This window comes from Microbulbifer thermotolerans (assembly GCF_900112305.1).
Lineage (GTDB): Bacteria > Pseudomonadota > Gammaproteobacteria > Pseudomonadales > Cellvibrionaceae > Microbulbifer > Microbulbifer thermotolerans.
The window spans coordinates 34,938-52,304 of sequence record NZ_FOKT01000012.1 but is presented as its reverse complement, the minus strand read 5'-3'; the positions used below and the strand labels follow the sequence as shown (position 1 = coordinate 52,304).

At 59.4% G+C, this 17,367-nt stretch carries 13 protein-coding genes; 2 read left to right on the top strand and 11 right to left on the bottom strand.

The features are described 5' to 3' along the window. Positions 1 to 26: 26 nt before the first annotated feature. From iscU to trmJ, 4 genes are all read right to left on the bottom strand, one after another. Complete coding sequence (gene iscU / locus BM155_RS15935; protein ID WP_067154638.1) at positions 27 to 446, bottom strand: Fe-S cluster assembly scaffold IscU; 420 nt, start codon at positions 444 to 446, stop codon at positions 27 to 29. A 20-nt stretch (positions 447 to 466) separates the two neighbouring features. Further along, positions 467 to 1,681, bottom strand: coding sequence for an IscS subfamily cysteine desulfurase (locus tag BM155_RS15930; protein ID WP_067154641.1), 1,215 nt, complete (start codon positions 1,679 to 1,681; stop codon positions 467 to 469). Between the two features lie 53 nt (positions 1,682 to 1,734). Continuing rightward, positions 1,735 to 2,211 (bottom strand): Fe-S cluster assembly transcriptional regulator IscR, encoded by a 477-nt coding sequence (gene iscR, locus BM155_RS15925; protein WP_067154643.1) that lies wholly within the window; start codon positions 2,209 to 2,211, stop codon positions 1,735 to 1,737. Between the two features lie 141 nt (positions 2,212 to 2,352). Further along, entirely contained in the window at positions 2,353 to 3,144 is a 792-nt protein-coding gene (gene trmJ / locus BM155_RS15920) for a tRNA (cytosine(32)/uridine(32)-2'-O)-methyltransferase TrmJ (RefSeq protein ID WP_074904245.1), read from the bottom strand. A 133-nt stretch (positions 3,145 to 3,277) separates the two neighbouring features. Here trmJ and BM155_RS15915 point away from each other — a divergent pair, with 133 nt between their 5' ends. Then, positions 3,278 to 4,081: an inositol monophosphatase family protein gene (locus tag BM155_RS15915; RefSeq protein WP_067157905.1), complete on the top strand. Its 804-nt coding sequence runs from the start codon at positions 3,278 to 3,280 to the stop codon at positions 4,079 to 4,081. A gap of 15 nt (positions 4,082 to 4,096) precedes the next feature. Here the strand turns inward: BM155_RS15915 and BM155_RS15910 are convergent, their stop codons facing one another. Together BM155_RS15910 and BM155_RS15905 are read right to left on the bottom strand one after the other, a co-directional pair. Next, the gene (locus BM155_RS15910; protein ID WP_074904242.1) at positions 4,097 to 7,117 is read right to left on the bottom strand and encodes an EAL domain-containing protein; all 3,021 of its coding nucleotides are present in this window, start codon (positions 7,115 to 7,117) and stop codon (positions 4,097 to 4,099) included. Positions 7,118 to 7,251: 134 nt separating this feature from the next. Then, a complete protein-coding gene (locus BM155_RS15905; protein ID WP_074904240.1) occupies positions 7,252 to 9,252 on the bottom strand; it encodes an ATP-binding protein in 2,001 nt (666 codons plus the stop codon). 703 nt (positions 9,253 to 9,955) lie between these two features. Here BM155_RS15905 and BM155_RS15900 point away from each other — a divergent pair. After that, the gene (locus tag BM155_RS15900) at positions 9,956 to 11,107 is read left to right on the top strand and encodes an acyl-CoA desaturase (protein WP_067154655.1); all 1,152 of its coding nucleotides are present in this window, start codon (positions 9,956 to 9,958) and stop codon (positions 11,105 to 11,107) included. A 75-nt stretch (positions 11,108 to 11,182) separates the two neighbouring features. On the opposite strand, the gene BM155_RS15895 is transcribed toward BM155_RS15900, so the two are convergent. The 5 genes from BM155_RS15895 to dinG form a co-directional block, all read right to left on the bottom strand. After that, positions 11,183 to 12,187 (bottom strand): alpha-L-glutamate ligase-like protein, encoded by a 1,005-nt coding sequence (locus BM155_RS15895; RefSeq protein ID WP_067154658.1) that lies wholly within the window; start codon positions 12,185 to 12,187, stop codon positions 11,183 to 11,185. Positions 12,188 to 12,194: 7 nt separating this feature from the next. Then, positions 12,195 to 13,727 carry a UUP1 family membrane protein gene (locus BM155_RS15890; protein ID WP_067154660.1) on the bottom strand — a complete coding sequence of 511 codons (1,533 nt, stop codon included), beginning with the start codon at positions 13,725 to 13,727 and terminating at the stop codon, positions 12,195 to 12,197. 64 nt (positions 13,728 to 13,791) lie between these two features. Continuing rightward, positions 13,792 to 14,487 carry an ATP-dependent zinc protease family protein gene (locus tag BM155_RS15885; protein ID WP_082817505.1) on the bottom strand — a complete coding sequence of 232 codons (696 nt, stop codon included), beginning with the start codon at positions 14,485 to 14,487 and terminating at the stop codon, positions 13,792 to 13,794. A gap of 252 nt (positions 14,488 to 14,739) precedes the next feature. Continuing rightward, positions 14,740 to 15,060 (bottom strand): YqcC family protein, encoded by a 321-nt coding sequence (locus BM155_RS15880; RefSeq protein ID WP_067154666.1) that lies wholly within the window; start codon positions 15,058 to 15,060, stop codon positions 14,740 to 14,742. 74 nt (positions 15,061 to 15,134) lie between these two features. Then, the gene (dinG, locus tag BM155_RS15875; protein ID WP_074904237.1) at positions 15,135 to 17,288 is read right to left on the bottom strand and encodes an ATP-dependent DNA helicase DinG; all 2,154 of its coding nucleotides are present in this window, start codon (positions 17,286 to 17,288) and stop codon (positions 15,135 to 15,137) included. Between the last annotated feature and the right edge of the window lie 79 nt (positions 17,289 to 17,367).

The window sequence follows — 17,367 nt, the reverse complement described above, 5'->3', positions numbered from 1 at the left end:
ATTCTACCCCTACTGCCCGATGGGTTTTAGCCCGCGGCTTTTGTGTCGACTTCCTGTTCTGCCAGCTGGCCACGCTTCTCGCGGATATTGCGTACCGCAGCCTTGATGGCGTCCTCCGCCAGTACTGAACAGTGGATTTTCACCGGCGGCAAGGCCAACTCCTCGGCGATAGCGGTGTTTTTGATCTGCTCGGCCTCCTCCAGGGTTTTTCCCTTTACCCACTCAGTGAGGAGAGAACTGGAGGCGATGGCGGAACCGCAGCCATAGGTTTTGAACTTGGCATCTTCGATGACACCTTCGTCATTCACCTGAATCTGCAGACGCATGACGTCGCCGCAGGCGGGTGCGCCCACCATGCCAGTGCCCACATTGTCCGCCTTCTCGTCAAGGCGGCCGACATTGCGGGGGCGTTCGTAGTGGTCGATGACTTTATCGCTATAGGCCATTGCTAATCTCTCCTAAACCTTTAATGCGCCGCCCATTCAATGGTATTGAGGTCGATGCCGTCTTTGTACATATCCCACAGCGGCGACAATTCACGCAGTTTTTCCACTGCCTTGCGCACTTCCGCCGCCGCCGTATCCACATCTTGTTCGCTGGTAAAGCGGCCAAAACTGAAGCGCAGGGAGCTGTGGGCCAGTTCGTCATTCACTCCCAGGGCGCGCAGTACGTAGCTGGGCTCCAGACTGGCGGAGGTACACGCGGAGCCAGAGGAAATCGCCAGATCCTTCAGGGACATAATCAGGCTCTCACCCTCCACAAAGGCGAAGCTCACATTCAGGTTGCCGGGCACCCGCTGCTCCATGGAACCGTTGACATGAACTTCTTCCATATCCTTGATCTGGTCCCAGAAGCGATTGCGCAGCGCCAGCATGCGCGCAGACTCGTCCGCCATTTCCTCCTTGGCAATGCGGAAAGCTTCCCCCATGCCGACAATCTGATGGGTCGGCAGTGTGCCGGAACGCATGCCGCGCTCGTGGCCGCCGCCGTGCATTTGCGCCTCGATACGCACCCGCGGCTTGCGGCGTACATACAGAGCGCCAATGCCTTTGGGGCCGTAGACCTTGTGCGCGGAAAAGGACATCAGATCCACTTTCAGCGCCCCCAGATCGATCGGCAGTTTACCGGCGCTCTGGGCCGCGTCCACATGGAAGATCACCTTGCGGGCACGGCACAGCTCACCGATGGCCGCAATATCGTTGACCGTGCCTATCTCGTTGTTGACGTGCATCAGGCTGACGAGAATGGTGTCATCGCGCAGCGCCTCTTCCACCTGCTCCGGATAGACAATGCCGTCGGGGCGCGGATCGAGGTAGGTGACCTCAAACCCCTCGCGCTCCAACTGGCGGCAGGTATCCAGCACCGCCTTGTGCTCTATCTTGGAGGTGATGATATGTTTGCCGCGGCTCTGGTAAAAATGGGCTGCCCCTTTGATAGCCAGGTTGTCGGACTCAGTGGCACCACTGGTCCAGACGATCTCACGCGGATCGGCATTGACCAGTTCCGCCACTTGACGACGCGCCTCTTCCACTGCCTCTTCCGCCTTCCAGCCATACAGGTGCGAACGCGAGGCCGGGTTGCCAAAGTTGCCCTCCATCGTCAAGTAGTCCGCCATTTTGGCGGCAACGCGCGGATCCACCGGGCAGGTGGCCGAGTAATCCAGATAGATGGGAAGCTTCATAGTCATACCGTTTCGCTCAGTAACTCTTTGTACATCTCGCGGGAAGGGCCCGGTTACAGGCCGCCGACCACCGCGACCCGCTCTTCCGGGGCCTCGCGTATATCCTGCCGGCGCGCCACTTCCTGCACTTCCGAGCGGGCTACCAGATTGGCGAGGCTGATACCGCTGAGGAAGTTGTGAATCTGTTCGCTCAAATCGGACCACAGATAATGGGTCAGACATTGTTCACCGTTGGCACAGTCCGCATTGCCGCCGCAATTAGTGGCGTCCACAGACTCATTCACCGCGTCAACGATCTGCGCCACGAAAATATCGGCACCATCCCGCGCCAGGCGGTAACCACCACCCGGACCGCGCACACTGGAGACCAAGCCGGACTGACGCAGACGGGAGAACAGCTGTTCCAGATAAGACAGGGAAATGCCCTGGCGTTTGGAAATGTCCGCCAGGCTGATAGGACCACGATCGGCGTGCAACGCCAAATCCAGCATCGCCGTGACCGCGTAGCGACCTTTGGTTGTCAAACGCATATCAGCTCCCGACTGATCTACAACCCTCTTTCGATCGGGCCGCGAGTATGGAATAACCCACCAAGTTAGTCAAGTATATAACCCAGCTCTTGTGTCAGGAATTATATCCCACTCGCCGCCCACGGGCGTCGCCTGGTTCATCTATTCCGGGCGTCCCTTGCCACCGGTCCTGTAGATGTAATTCTGTATCGCTGTCAGCCAGCCGCGCAGTATACCCAGCTCCATATCGTCCGGGCGTACGCGACTGAACAGTCTGCGCAGACGGGTCATAGTCTGACGCGGGTTTTCCGGATCTATAAAGCCGAGCTCTCCCAGGGCCTGCTGCAAGTGCTCGAAATAAAGTTCCATATCACCGGCTTTGGCAGGCGGCCTGTCCCAATCGGCGTAATTCAGAGCCTCACCTTTTTCCGCCTCCAGCGCCGCCACGCGAACCTCATAGGCGAGCACCTGTACCGCAGTGGCCAGGTTCAGGGAGCTGTACTCTGGATTGGCCGGAATATGCACGTGAAAATTGCAGGCCTGCAACTCCTCGTTAGTCAGCCCTCGGTCCTCGCGTCCGAACACCAGTGCCACCGGATGAGTAGCTGCCTCAGCCACGGCTCTGGCGCCACATTGGCGCGGCGTCAAAAGCGGCCAGGGTATGCGGCGTTCGCGGGCGCTGGTGGCCACCACCAGACCGCAGTCAGCCACGGCCTCCTCCAGCGTCTCCACCACTACGGCGCTGTCCAGCAAATCGGCAGCGCCAGCGGCGCGCCAGACGGCATTGGCGGCAGGGAATTCCCGCGGCGCCACTAGGTAGAGCTGGCTGAGCCCCATATTTTTCAGCGCGCGCGCGGCGCCGCCGATATTGCCGGGATGAGCGGTGTTCACCAACACCACACGGATATTGTCGAGGACAGCGAGTGGATTGCTGTCGAGAGGGGACTTGGCCATACTCTGCGGATATTTCAGTTTGTCGGGATGACGCGGGCGCGCGAGTGTAGCAAATATGCGCCGGAATCCCTACAATCGCTCCGCCGCGGCGAGCCCGTGGCCAGTTTTTTTCAACAACAAGTGCGGAATTGTTATGGAACCCATGCTGAATATTGCCCTGCGCGCGGCGCGCAAGGCCGGTGAATTGATTGAACGAGCCTGGGAGCGAGGCGACGTCACCAAGTTCGAGGAAAAAGCCCGCAACGATTTCGTCACTGAGGTAGATAAAGCCAGCGAGCAGGAAATTATTTACCACCTGCGCAAGGTCTACCCCAAGCACAGTATCCGCGCCGAAGAAAGTGGCCTACTGGAGGGCGCGGAGCCAGACTATGAGTGGATTATCGACCCTCTCGACGGTACCACCAACTTTATTCACGGTATTCCCCAGTTTGCGATCTCCATCGCCTGCCGTTACCGCGGGCGCATCGAGCACGCCGTGGTACTGGACCCCATCAAGCGCGAAGAGTTTACCGCCAGTCGCGGCCGCGGCGCGGCCCTGAATGGGCGCCGCATCCGCGTATCGCCCCGGCAGAATATGCGCGGCGCCCTGATCGGCACCGGTGTGCCCTTCAATGGTCCCGCTCTGGATGCCATAGACCCTTACCTGGCGGCATTTAAGGAAATCGCTGGCCAGACTGCGGGCATCCGCCGCCCCGGCGCCGCCTCCCTGGACCTGGCCTATGTGGCCGCCGGACGTTTCGACGGCTTCTGGGAAATGTACCTGAATACCTGGGATATCGCGGCGGGATCCTTGTTAGTGAAAGAGGCCGGCGGCCTGATCAGTGACTTCCGGGGTGGGGAGAGCTACCTGGATTCAGGGCACTTGGTCTGCGGGACCCCCAAAGTCTTCAAACCACTGCTGCAAACCGTCGGCAGGCATTTGGGCCACCTTCGCTAAGACCCCGCGCCCCACCTAGCGCTCGGTCAGCGCCGCCGGCTGTGCGACAGTTGGCGCAGCCGCATCCAGCAGCTGCGCCAGCGGTTGGGGCTGACCGACATAATAGCCCTGCATCAGATCCACACCGATACGGCGCAATCGCTCAGCGGTGGAGGCGTCTTCCACATATTCCGCAATAGTCCTGGCACCAAGGCGATGCGCCACCTGATGGATGGACTCGACAATAATCAGATCGACGAAGTTGGATTCCACCTGGCGCACGAAGCTGCCGTCGATCTTGATGTAATCAATGGAGAAGGCTTTTAAATAACCGAACGAACTGAGTCCGTTACCGAAGTCGTCCAGCGCCACCTCACACCCCATCTTGCGCAGGGTTGCGACAAAGTGGCTGGCGCTCTCCATCTGATTGATGATCGCCGTTTCAGTGATTTCAAAGCCGATTCGTGACAGCGGTACCGGCGTCTCCTCCAACAGCCGGATCAGGTGGGTCTGGAATTCGGCATCGCCCAGTGCATCGGCGGAAAGATTGAGGGAAAAGCGGATTCCCGCGGCGCAAATCTGGGCCGCGCGCCGCGCGAGCACCTCATCCACCACCCAGCGGTCTATCTGCAGCATCAACCCGTACCGCTCAGCGGCGGGAATAAAAGCCGCCGGCATAATCAGCGCGCCGCGGTGATCCACCATGCGTACCAGAATCTCGCAATGACTGACTACTCCGGTATCGGCGGTTTCTGCCACCGCCTGTGCATAAAGTGTCAGCCGTCCACCGTCCAGCGCCTCGCGGATAGTCGAGGCCATAATAATTTCCCGGTGGCGTAAAGCCGCGGCGCTCTGCTCCATCTCGTAAATCATCACGGTACCGCGGCTGGCGTGCTTGGCGGAGTAGCAAGCCACGTCCGCCTGGCTCAACAAATCGCCCAGGCGGTGGTTGTCGCAGTTGATTTCCGTGATACCAATACTCGCGCCGACATCATAGACGCGTTCGTTCCACGGGAAGCGCAGGGAGACAACCTGCCGAATCAACTGCTCACAGCGCAGCTTTGCCTGCATCTTGTTGCAGTTGCGGAAGAGTACCCCGAACTCGTCTCCACCCAGTCGCGCAACACAGTCGCTGGTGCGCAACAGGGCGCGCAGATAGCTGCCGATCTTTTTCAACAAAGCATCGCCAGCCAAATGGCCGGCACTGTCGTTAATCACTTTGAAGCGGTCCAGATCGACAAATGCCAGCGCGTGGCACTCATCGCCACAACGCGCACTGTCAATGGCTTTCAGCAATTCGCGTTTGAAAGCGTCGCGATTGAGGAGGCCAGTAAGATCGTCGTGAGAGGCTTTATAAGTGAGTTGGCGTATCAGCTGGCGCGACTCGCTGACATCCTGAAATACCATCACCGCACCCAACAGCTTATCCCTCTCCGTCTTCAGTGGGGCAGCTGAATTCTTGATTTCATAGGTACGCCCGTCGCGGCTGTGCAGAACGGCACCTTCGGCACCGCGCACCGCCGCTCCCAACTGCAGACACTCCGAGACCGGGTTGTCCAAGGGTTCGCCATCGACCCCCATTGTGCTATGGAAAATGCGATCCAGGGGCAGCCCTCGCGCTTCCTCCATTGTGACGCCGGTCATCTGCTCGGCCACCGGGTTCATAAAATTGACCTTCTGATCAACGTCGGTGGAAATGACCGCATCGGCAATGGAGGATAGTGTGACCTGCAGCCGCTCACGGGATTCCAGTAGTTTTGCCTCACTGCGTTTGCGGCTGTCGATATCCTCAACCTGGGCAATGGAGTAAAGCGCTCTACCATCGGCCCCGCGGGCGAGAGAGCATGAAAGATGGCCCCAGACCACCGCGCCGTCTTTGCGCACATAGCGCTTTTCCATCTGCGGCACATCGCACTCTCCACGCACATATTCCCGCCAGAAAGTGCGACTCTCGGCCTCGTCACCGGCGTAAGTGAGGTCGAAGACACTGCGGCCGATCAGTTCGCTTTCCTCGTAACCCAGGAAGGTGCAAAAGCTGCGATTGACCCGCCGGACCACCCCGTCGAGAGACACCAGGAGCATGCCGATATGCGACTGCTCCACCGCCTCGCGGAAGCTGCTCTCCATGGCGATAATACGCGCGTTGCGATGGCGCTCAATATTGGTATAAACCGCCATGACGTAAGCTGGAATCACGGCAGCAAATATGGAGAGCACCAAGTGCAGCCCGGTTCTCTCGCCTGCAATCGGGGACAGGCTGGGATTGGGATGCGCGTCCACGCCGACATATTTCAGCGCTAGGGACAAAATAGCGACGAAGATCACGATCAGCGTCTGGAAAATGGGCAGCCGAGTGGCAGCCCAGATCAGGGGAAGAGAGACAAAAACAAAAGACTGCAGAGCGATTTCCAAAATCAGAAATATCACCGCGATCACTGCTCCGGTCACGGTAAGCAGACGGCTCAGTTGTACCCGGTCCAGCAGCGTCCGCAAAGATTCCGCGTTGCAGTGGAGCGCCAGGGGAAGCAGTACCAGTATCCCCACAGCATCCGCCAGATACCAAGCGGAAAACAAGGTCCAGTAATCGATGCCGGTGCGCAGCGCTGCTATGGCGGAGCCAATGGTGGCGCTGGCCAGTGGCGGCAACACCGCGGTGATCAGGGTGAAGCGCGCCCATTGCCCGAGACTGTCGAAATACGTCTCATTGGGGAAAAATCGCCGCAACAGCAGTGCGGCGGGCAGGACTTCCGCCAATCCCGCCAACCCGTATATGGCCGCCGCTCCGGCTTCAAACCCCATCGCCAGATCCACGGCGACATTGGCGCACACCAGAGCACACAGCAACGGGGGCCAGTCACGCGGTGGATGTCGATACAAAAACGCAATAGCGATGGCGTCGGGAAACCAGAGAATCGCCGCCCCGCCGTTGACACTGAGCAGCTGTTTGCAAACCGCTACAAAGATGCCGGCCAATACAGCCAATAACAGAGCCGAAACCCACAGACGTTGTCGGAATTCCCGTCCCGCGGGGCGGGCATCCGGTAGAGTGGCAGACATTTCCCTCCTCAGTTTATTGTTGTCTTCCCGTGTATTCGCCTGAATGGGCACCTGCCGGACACGGCGCTTTTGCAGAGCCGGGCAAGTGTAACCCGGTGCGAAAAATTCGCCACCATTGCCGGAACCCTATGCATTTATGGCGCGGTTTTCATCGCATCCGCCAGACACTTGCTCAGCACCCGGGATAACTGCGCCAAGTCATAGGAATCGGGCAGGCCTGCGTCGCAACTTTCACCGCTGTATTCGCCCACAACCACGAAGCGAATAGACGCTGTCACCGGATCCGCCTTTAGAATCCGCGCCGTATCCGCGGCGGATATCCCCGGCACCGAGGCATCGAAGAGCATGATATCCGGACACTGAGTACGAGCGGTGAATATGGCCTCCACAGCGTCGGCCGCAACCAAAAGCCGAACCTGGGGGAAGCCTGCCAGCATGGCTTTCAGCCGGGCGACACTGGAAGGCCGGCTGTCCACGTGCAGAATGTGGCAGGAGGGGAGCTCAACCGGGTCACTCGGCCCCGCCGTCAGTTGCATCACCTCGGCCGGCGGGTCAATCAGGGGGAACTCTATCCAGAAAATAGAACCCTGCCCCTCATGACTGTCGAAATCTATGCGCCCGCCCATGGCTTCGGTGAGCCGCTTGGCAATCGCCAAGCCGACGCCAGTACCTTCGATATGCCCCTTTTCCGCTCCCAGGCGGTTGAAGGGCTCGAACACTTCCGCCCGTCTGTCCTCAGGAATTCCCCGGCCGGTATCCAGAATGCTAAGCCGCAGCCAGCCCTCGGCCTGGGGGGCAAAATTGATAACCACACGGCCGTTTTCCCGGTTGTACTTGACCGCGTTGCCGGCAAGGTTCAATACAACCTGTTTGAAGCGCACCGGGTCGGCACTGATATAGGCGGATTCCCAACCCAGGGGTTCAAAAATCAAACTGACACGACGGGTTTCCGCCAGGGGTTCCAGCAGACGTTTGCACTCCGCCACCAGTGACGCTGGCTGAATTGGCTCCATCGACGGCGCCAGTCGAAAGCTGTCAATACGCGCCAGTTCCAACACATCCCCTACCAGATGCAACAAGTGCTGACCCGCGCGGCGGATTTCCCCGAGCCGCTGGCGCTGATCGGGATTGAGACTCTGGTCCAGTTCGATCATCTGGCTGTAACCGAGTATCGCATTTAGCGGAGTGCGCAATTCATGACTGAGACCGAAAAGCAGATTGGCGCGATTTTTATTTTCGCGTTGCAACTGTGTGAGTTCGCGCTCGGCGCGGGCCAACGCCTCGCGGCTGGCGGTGATATCCTGCATCACGCCAAGTACACGCAGCGGCTCGCCCCGACTATTGCGCTGTACCTGCCCCCGACAGCGCATCCACACAATACCGCCGTCCCGGTGCCACAGACGGAATTCCACATCCAGTGGAAGCTGTTCGGCCAAGTGGTCCGTAAAAGCTTGTTCGAGGCGCGGCAAGTCCTCGGGCAGCACACGCGACTTCCACAGGGACAGCGCTGTGCGCGCATTGGCATCCACCTGTCCCCGCTCGTAACCCAACATCGCCCAGCAGGCTCTGTCCAGCACAATTTCTTCAGCGCGTAAATCCCACTCCCAGAGACCGTCACCGATCCCCGCAAGAGCCTGCAAAGGCCACTCACCGGGGAGATTGGAAAGATAGGGTACCGACAGTGCCTCGCTGTAATCAGCGCAGCCACCGATAGCGAAGAGTTCGCCGGTATCGGACTTAAAGGCACGCCCCCAGAGGCGCAGCCAATATAACTGGCCGGCACCATCATAGGCGCGAAAAGCGGCATCGATACAGCCCCCCTGTCCGGCCAGGCGCTGGCGCAGCGCCAGCAGTTTTTCGCGGTCGTCCGAATGTACCAGCGGCAAGTCCTCGCTAGTCCAGAGCCCGCACAGGGCCGAGTCCAGGGTTTTGGAAAAAATCGACCAGACCGGTCCTTGAGCGCGCTGGCGGCCACTGTGCGGATGCCACTCCCAGAGACCACAGTCGACATCCAGTAGCAGGCTCTGCAGATAGACAGCCTGCCGGGCAAGCTGCTCAGGCTCCAGCCCGCGCAGCTCATCGGGGGAGGCCAGTTGCAGCGGCGGGGAACCCTTGGGAGGCTGTTGCTCTGACACGTATTTCTCTTTTATACGCTTCTATCTCGGTTAGCGAAGCTCTGGTCCATTCGCTCCCGACAATGAAAACCCTCCGCGTGGGCGTGAGAAGCGCAACGCCGGGACCAACGAGGAGCTTTCGGTCGAATTTATCGGAGGCTGCTTAGTGAAGCATTAATAGCTTGCCGTGAAAAGACCGCAGCCAGCAGCTGCGCCGGTTTTCGCAATACCACTGAAAAAATTTGCGTAAGGGCTGATTAAGTATTGACCTATACGATCAATTGCTATATACAGGAAAGATTAAAAAAAAGCCCCGCAAAGCGGGGCCAGAATCAGCGATGATGAGAGAAAACGGGAAGTCACGCAGTCTTCGTATGCTATAACCCCGTGATGGATTCCCGGAGCGCAGGCCTCTTGGCCCACGCCAGTAATATTGCAAGCCCCGTGCCAACTTTGGTTTCCCCACGAATTCGTAGTTCTGTGGACGCCAGTGGCAGAAATTTGGCGAAGCTTGAACCAACAAGGTTCGATATATGGCGCCAACGCACCATAAATTGGCATAGGCGGACTCACTTCCCAAAACCACCCCTTCAAAGGTGCCTGGCACCTGCCGATGGGTTAGCATTCCCCCCTGATGATAAAAACCCAAATACCCGACCAATCGGTCTCAACCTACAATGTCCCACCTGACAACTTCACAGTAGCGTTCAACAAAGGTCGTACTATGAATGCAGTTTCCAAGACCCCTCCACGACTGTGGGTCACCACTTTGCTGTTTTCCAGCACCGCGCTGGCAGCGCTGATCCTGGTTCCCCTGTACGGTATCTTCCACGGCTATCACTGGTACCAGTGGCTGGCCTTTGCCGTCTACGGCGCGCTCTGTGGCTTTTCTATTACCGCCGGCTATCACCGCCTCTGGTCACACCGCACCTATGAGGCGCACTGGTCCCTGCGCCTAATATTCGCCCTCTTCGGCGCCGCAACACTACAAAACAGCATCCTGATCTGGGCATCCGGACACCGCCGTCATCACCGCCACGTGGACGACAACGACCGAGATCCCTACTCCGCCAAGCGCGGCTTCTGGTTCTCCCATATCGGCTGGATGCTGCGGGATTACCCAAGCGGCAAGGTGGATTTCAGCAATGCCAAGGATCTGCAGCGGGACAAGATCGTAATGTGGCAGCACAACCACTACATTCCGATTACTCTGGCCATGAACTTGGGCCTGCCACTCCTCGCCGGCTGGCTCACCGGTGACATCATCGGCATGTTGCTGCTCGCCGGCGTACTGCGGATCGTGGTCAACCACCACACCACTTTCTTTATCAACTCCCTGGCGCATATGTGGGGCCGCCGTCCCTATACCGACGAAAATACCGCGCGGGATAACGATCTGTTGGCCTTCTTTACTTTCGGGGAGGGCTACCACAACTACCACCACATATTCCAGACCGACTACCGCAACGGCATCCGCTGGTATCAGTGGGATCCCACCAAATGGCTGATCAAAACCGCGAGCTGGCTCGGGTTGGCGCGCAATCTGAAAACGGTGCCCACAATACGCATCCAGCGGGCAATTCTGACCATGCAGTTCAAGCGCGCAGAGCAGAAGCTACAACAATCCAGCCATAAAGAGCGGTGGCGCAGGGTGCTGGAAAAGGAGGCACAGGACTTTGCCGCGGCCCTGGCCGAATGGAAAGAGCTGCAATCCCGCCGCTATGAAAACGCGCGCGAGCGGCTGCTGGCAAAATGGGAGTCCGCGGCCATCCGCACCCGGGTCAAAGAGCTGGAGTACAGCCTAAACATGCAGCGCAAGCGCCTGCAAATCATGATGGAGCAGTTCCATCTCTGCCCAGTCAGCGCAACCCAATGATCGCCGGTTGAACCAAATAAAAAAGGGCGAACATTTGTTCGCCCTTTTTTATTTTTTGCCTCCTGGTGGAATTCCCTACCAGCCACTGCCCGCAGCGAACTGGCGCATGGCGTAATCCACCCGTTCGTCCACATTTTTTTCCAGTTGTTCCAGATCAAAGTCCTCGATGTGGCGCAGCCGCTTACCCAGACCTACACCGTTAGCGACCTGTATCGCCAACCCTGGGCGGGCGTTAGCTTCCAACAGAAGCGGTCCGCGGTTACGGTCCAACACTATGTCGCAACCGAGATAGCCCAACCCCGTCATTTCGTAGCAACTGGCAGCCAGCCGCACCAGATCCCGCCAGCCGGGCACCTCCAACTTATCGAAAGGCATTAAGGTGTCCGGATGCTTGTCGATACGCAGGCCACGCTGAACTGCGTGGCAACTGCGCCCGGTGGCGAGATCTATCCCCACCCCGACAGCCCCCTGGTGCAGATTGGCCTTGCCGTCGGAGTCGTGTGTGGAGCAGCGCAGCATTGCCATCACTGGAAAGCCGCGGAAAACGATCACACGGATATCCGGTACACCTTCGAAGGAGTAGTTGTCGAACACCGGATCAAAATCCACCAACGCCTCGATCATCACCCGGTCTGGCTTGCCGCCAAGGCTATAAAGACCGCTGTGGATATTGCTGACATGACGCAGTATGTCGAGTGCCGTCACCTCTGCGCCGGATGGTTTCACATATTGGTCACCATTGCGGCCAGTAATCACCAGAATGCCTTTACCACCGGAGCCACGCGCTGGCTTGATCACAAATTGCCACAGTGGCTCGATTACCTCCATAACCCGCGCACGGCTCGGCTGGGTCTCAAAGGCGGCGATCAGTTCCGGCGATGGAATACCACAGCGCTTGGCTGCGCGTTTGGTGTTCAGCTTGTCATCGACGATGGGGTATTTGCTTCTGTCGTTGTAGCGGGCGATATAGTGCACATTGCGCGCATTCATACCCAACACCCCCATGCGGCGCAGCGCCAGTGGAGACACAATGCCGCCGCGCAGTTTGGCAATCAGGTGCTTTGCGGAAAAACCCTGCATCGGTGACTCACCTCACCAATTGGCGGAAGCGCATCAGCTCGCCGAGCCGATAGCCGGTATAGTTGCCGATCACCAGAATTAGCGCCAGCAGTACCAACAGCAATTCCGGGAAATTGAACGTCCAGTGCTCGATATAGCGGTTGGTCATCACCCACCACGCCAACACCGCCACCAACAGGCTGCCGCCCGCTTGCACCACCACTTCGTAGGGGCCGTCCTCCTCCCAGACGATGGACATGCGCTCGATAGTCCAGGCGAGAATAACCATTGGGAAGAAAGTCACCGTCAGCGCCTGCTCGATTCCCAGCTTATAGCTGACAACACTGATGGCCCCCATCAGTATCACCACCGTAACCACCACGGCGGCGATTCTCGCCACCAGCAACAGATTGAGGCGGCTCAGGTAAAAGCGCACCCAGAGGCCAAGCACCAAAATCAGTACGAAAATTGCCAGCCCGGTAAAGAGTTGCGTTTCGATAAAGGCAATGGCGAGCAACACCGGCATAAAAGTGCCCGAAGTGCGCAGGCCGACGAAAACACGCAGAACGACCACCACCAACGCCCCCACCGGCACCAGCAGTATCAGCTTGAAGATACTCTGCTGTTCAATCGGCAGGGTGTAAATGGAAAAGTCCACCAGCGCCTCTTTTTCCTTGCTGGTTTTAAGCATGGACACATCCCGCGCCGGTACGTCGTTGGCGATGACGGAGAAGGTCACCTGGGAGTTGCGCCCACCCTCCACATCCAGCAGGCTCTTTCCACCGCGCTGCCAGATAAAGAAGTTCTTCGGCACGCCCGGCGAGCCACTGACGGGCTCAAAAACCACCCAGCGTTTGCCATCGTAGATTTCCAGTAGATCCTCGGGGGCCAGGCGACGGCGGTCATCCTCCAGGTAGAGGCCGCGGATGCGGTGCGCGGGGATTTCCGCCACCGCCAGTACCAGCAGGGCCACGTCCACCAGGGACTTGTCTTTGTAATAACCAAAGATCAGGTTGCGATCCTGATTTCCGGTGTCGCCGAGGGCCGTGAGCAACTGGGTGGTAAAAGTCTCAGTATCCGAGGAGCGCTCGCGGGCAAAGTCCACCAGCGAATAGATGGCCAGGCGCACGGCCTCTTGCTCGCGGGCGCCGAGGAAGGGCTTCTGCACCTCGGTGGAGAGATCCAACGGCTGTTCCAGCGGCGCCCCAGGCGTTTGATGGACGTCCAACTGATAGAAGAGAGACTGGCGCCCCGCGGCGGTGCGGCGGGACCAGATAGCGCGGTATTCATCATCCTGCTGGATGATATTGAAACCGTAGCCGGAGGAACTGAAGGACTCCCCCAGCACCTCCATATTGCGCTGTTCCCGCGGGAGGGTAAGCGCCGCTTTGACCGGGCCGCCGTCGGCGTCGAAGCTCACCTTCGCCTCGATGGTCCAGACGGTGCGGTATTCACCGGGCAACAGGGGAAAACCCAGTTCGCGATTTTTGTAGATAGTAAGACCGATGCCCATTAGGGCGAGAAGTACTGCGAGAATATAAACCTGAGCGCGTGGCGACATCCGCCATTCCCCATAGTGTTGCGGGTGCCGCACTAATGCGGCACCGGGCGTTCTTCATTCAAGGCTACTTGCCGACCGGAACTTTCGGCGCCCCTTGGACATTGCGTCTGCTCACATCCACCACCGCTGCATCTTTGAGGAAATTGCGACCGATCAGCAGAAGGAAATCGGAATTGCCCCTATCGGTCAAATTGACTTCGACCATGTGCGTGACATCGCCGATGGTCAGATTCATTTCCACGACCGGGCGCCGCTGACTCTCGAAGCCGGGGCGCGCCACGCGCATATAGCGCTTGACCGGCAGCTCTATGGTCACCGGCGCATCGCCTTCAGCGCTGTCGGAGGGGATCAGCTTAAACCGCACCCACTCCTTGCCGTCGCGCTCGAAAGGGGTCAGATCCCTGGCGTTCAGGGAGGAGGTGGACGAGCCGGTATCAATCACCGAGTCCAAAGAGAGGCCACCGGGCTCTATGGAAACCGTCTCGACGGTGCCGAGTACCAGCTTGTCCTTGGCCACAGGTACTTCGACCACTTTCTCGAAGTGCCGTTCGATGACCCTTTCGACTACCTTGACCTCAGGCTCGGCGCAGACCACTTCGACAGGCTCGGGGCACTGAAGGGCCTCTTCAGCGGCGGGGACAGCAGCCGCTTCAGCGGGCTCCGTCTCCGGCGGCTTACCCAGCCACGGAAACTGCAACGACTCGCAACCGGCCAGCAACTGGGTTGCCAGCAACACGCATAAGAGGGAAAAAGTCCGCATTCTTGTTACTACCTTGTGGCTTTGCAGCCGCCCCTGGGTATTCCGGTTGTCCGTATTTTTGTCACCCGGAGAGTCCCGCCCCCGCGGCGTGCAAATGCGGGATATTAACGCATCCCTCCGGTCACTGAACAGCGACGGCCCCAGATACCGCTCGATGTCCGCTTGTGGACGGGAGGCGGGACCTTATCTTCATGACAGAAACAAAACTGTGACCGATTCAACAGAGCGGACCGCCAACTGATTCCATTGCGCTCAGCCCCGCTGCAGCCGGCCGTCGAGTTCGGCCAGTCGCTCGACCAGTTTCCCCCCCGCGTCGCCGCGAAAGTACTCTTCAGCCATGGGGGCAATACCGCACTGACGGGGCAGCGGCAGCTCCCGCTCTATCAACTGCCGCATGCGCGGCAGGAATATGAATTGCAGCCACTGCGGCAGGGTGAGGGTATCCACACAAAAAGGCTCTGTGCTCGCCAGCGCTTCCGCGGAGGGCGGCTGCGCGGCCCAGAGGTCCAGACGGCGCATTTCCGCCTCAATCAGCAACAGCTGCTCGGCGACTTCGCTGTAAATGCGTTCCATAACCAATACTCGATGTGCGTTCATTGTAGGTGCGGACAGCCGCACTAACGAAAAACGGCCACGCGCACTCTGGATTACTCTATGCGCCGCGTAAACGGCGGCAGGGAGTCCAATATCGCGCGGCCGTAACGGCGGGTGACGACGCGCCTGTCCAGCAATGTGACAGTACCGCTATCGGCCTCTGTGCGCAGCAGACGGCCGCAGGCCTGCACCAGTTTCAGCGCCGCGTCCGGCACGGTGATCTGCATAAACGGATTGCCGCCACGCGCTTCTATCCACTCCGCCAGGGCCGCCTCAATGGGGTCGTCGGGCACCGCGAAGGGCAACTTGGCAATCACCACGTGGCGGCAGTAGTCCCCGGGCAGATCCAGCCCCTCGGCGAAGCTGGCCAGACCGAAAAGCACACTGCTGCCGCCACCGTCGACAATGTCCCTGTGTGTTTCCAACAGCTGTTGGCGCGATCTCTGCCCCTGCATGAGAATGCGGTTGCGCCAGGTACCGGGCAGCGCCTCATAGACGGTCTCCATCTGCCGCCGAGAGGAAAAAAGCACCAGCGCGCCGCCGTCTCCCTGCAGCAGATCCGGCAGGGTGTCGATCACCGCGTTTGTATGCGCGTCAGCATCGCCGGCATCCACCGCGCAAGCGGGCACCCTCAGCACCGCGCGGGAAAAATCAAAGGGGCTGGGCACCACTTGGTAGCTGGCATTGTCCGGCGTACCGGCGCGCAACTTCAGGCGGTCGAACTTACCGAGCGCTGTCAGGGTCGCAGAGGTCAGCACGGCGCCATAGCAGCGCCGCCACAAACTGTACTCCAGTGTGCGCGCGGCCAGTATGGGGGAGCTACACACTTCAAAATCGTGCGACCCGCCCCAATCCACCAGGGTCACCCAGCGCGCCTGGGGCAGTGCGCCATCCGCGTCCGGCCTCGCGTAGTTGGCCCACAATTGCAGGTTGGCCTCCGCCCGCCCGTACCAACTGCCCAGCTGCGGATACCAGCGCTCCAGGTCAACCGCGGGCACTGGCGAGTGCGGATCCTCCAGCAGTTTTTGCGCCGCCTGCAACATTTTGCCCAACAGGGATTCCAGTTCATCGAAATCTTCACGCAGCTTTTCCGCCAGCTGCATCATGGGTTCCGGCACCACACCACCCTCGAAACGGTGCCGGGCACTGGCGCCGGAATAACTGCTGCCGCCATCGGCTTCAAACTCGCACAACTCCTCGATCAGCGGCCACATCTGCTCCAGCCCCTGCTTGGCGGACGTAAGCACCGCCGGCAGCTGCTCACCACAGCGGTCTATATCACCGCCATCACCTATCTCACCGAGCATCTGTCCCAGGCTTTTGTTGGCCTGTTCCAGCCAGCCACTGGAGGCGCCGACGCGACTGTGGTGGGAGAAGTGGTTTAACGCCTTGTCCGGCAGGTGGTGGGCCTCGTCAAGCACATAAATCGTCTCTTCCGGAGGCGGCAGTATGGCGCCGCCGCCCAAAGCCAGATCCGCCAGCAACAGGTCGTGGTTAGCCACGATCACCTGCGCCTTGCCAAGGCTGTCGCGGGCGCGGAAGAAACTGCAATTGCCCACGTGGGGGCAGCGGCGGCCGCTGCATTGGCGATGATCGGTGGTGATGCGGCTCCAATCTTCCGCATCCAGGGTCTCGGGCCAGTTATCGCGGTCGCCGTCCCAGGTACCAGTGGCGAGTTTGTCGGCCATTTCCCGGTAGAGAAGCACAGTGTCTTCTCCCAACAGCGGCTGCTCGTCACCGTAGAGGCTGAGAGTCACACCTGTGCCACTGGCACTGAAACCGGAAAGCAGTTGGTCCAGTTTAGACAGACACAAGTACCGCCCGCGCCCCTTGGCCAGAATGAAATCGAACTCCAGGCCGCTGTGGCGCGCCACCTCGGGCAAATCTTTGTTGATGATCTGCTCCTGGAGCGCCACCGTTGCGGTGGATACCACCAGAGTTTTACCCCGCGCCTGGGCCAGGGGAATGGAAGCCAGCAAATACGCCACCGTCTTGCCGGTGCCAGTGCCCGCTTCGACCACACAGATATGATCGCCGTCGCTCTGGCCACTGTCCCGCTCGCCGCTCGCATTCTGGCGGATTGCGCCCAGGGTACGCGCGATCGCCGCCACCATCAGCTTCTGCCCGTAGCGGGCCCTGAGGCCGCGGCCGGCGAGAAACTGACTGTAGGCGGATTGAATGGCTTTTTTGTGTTGGTCGCTTAGCAAAGGGGAAATCTGACTGAGTGCGAAGTAATAGGCGCGGGATTGTAACCGAAAACGCGCCGGCTACTCTCCCGTTGGCGCC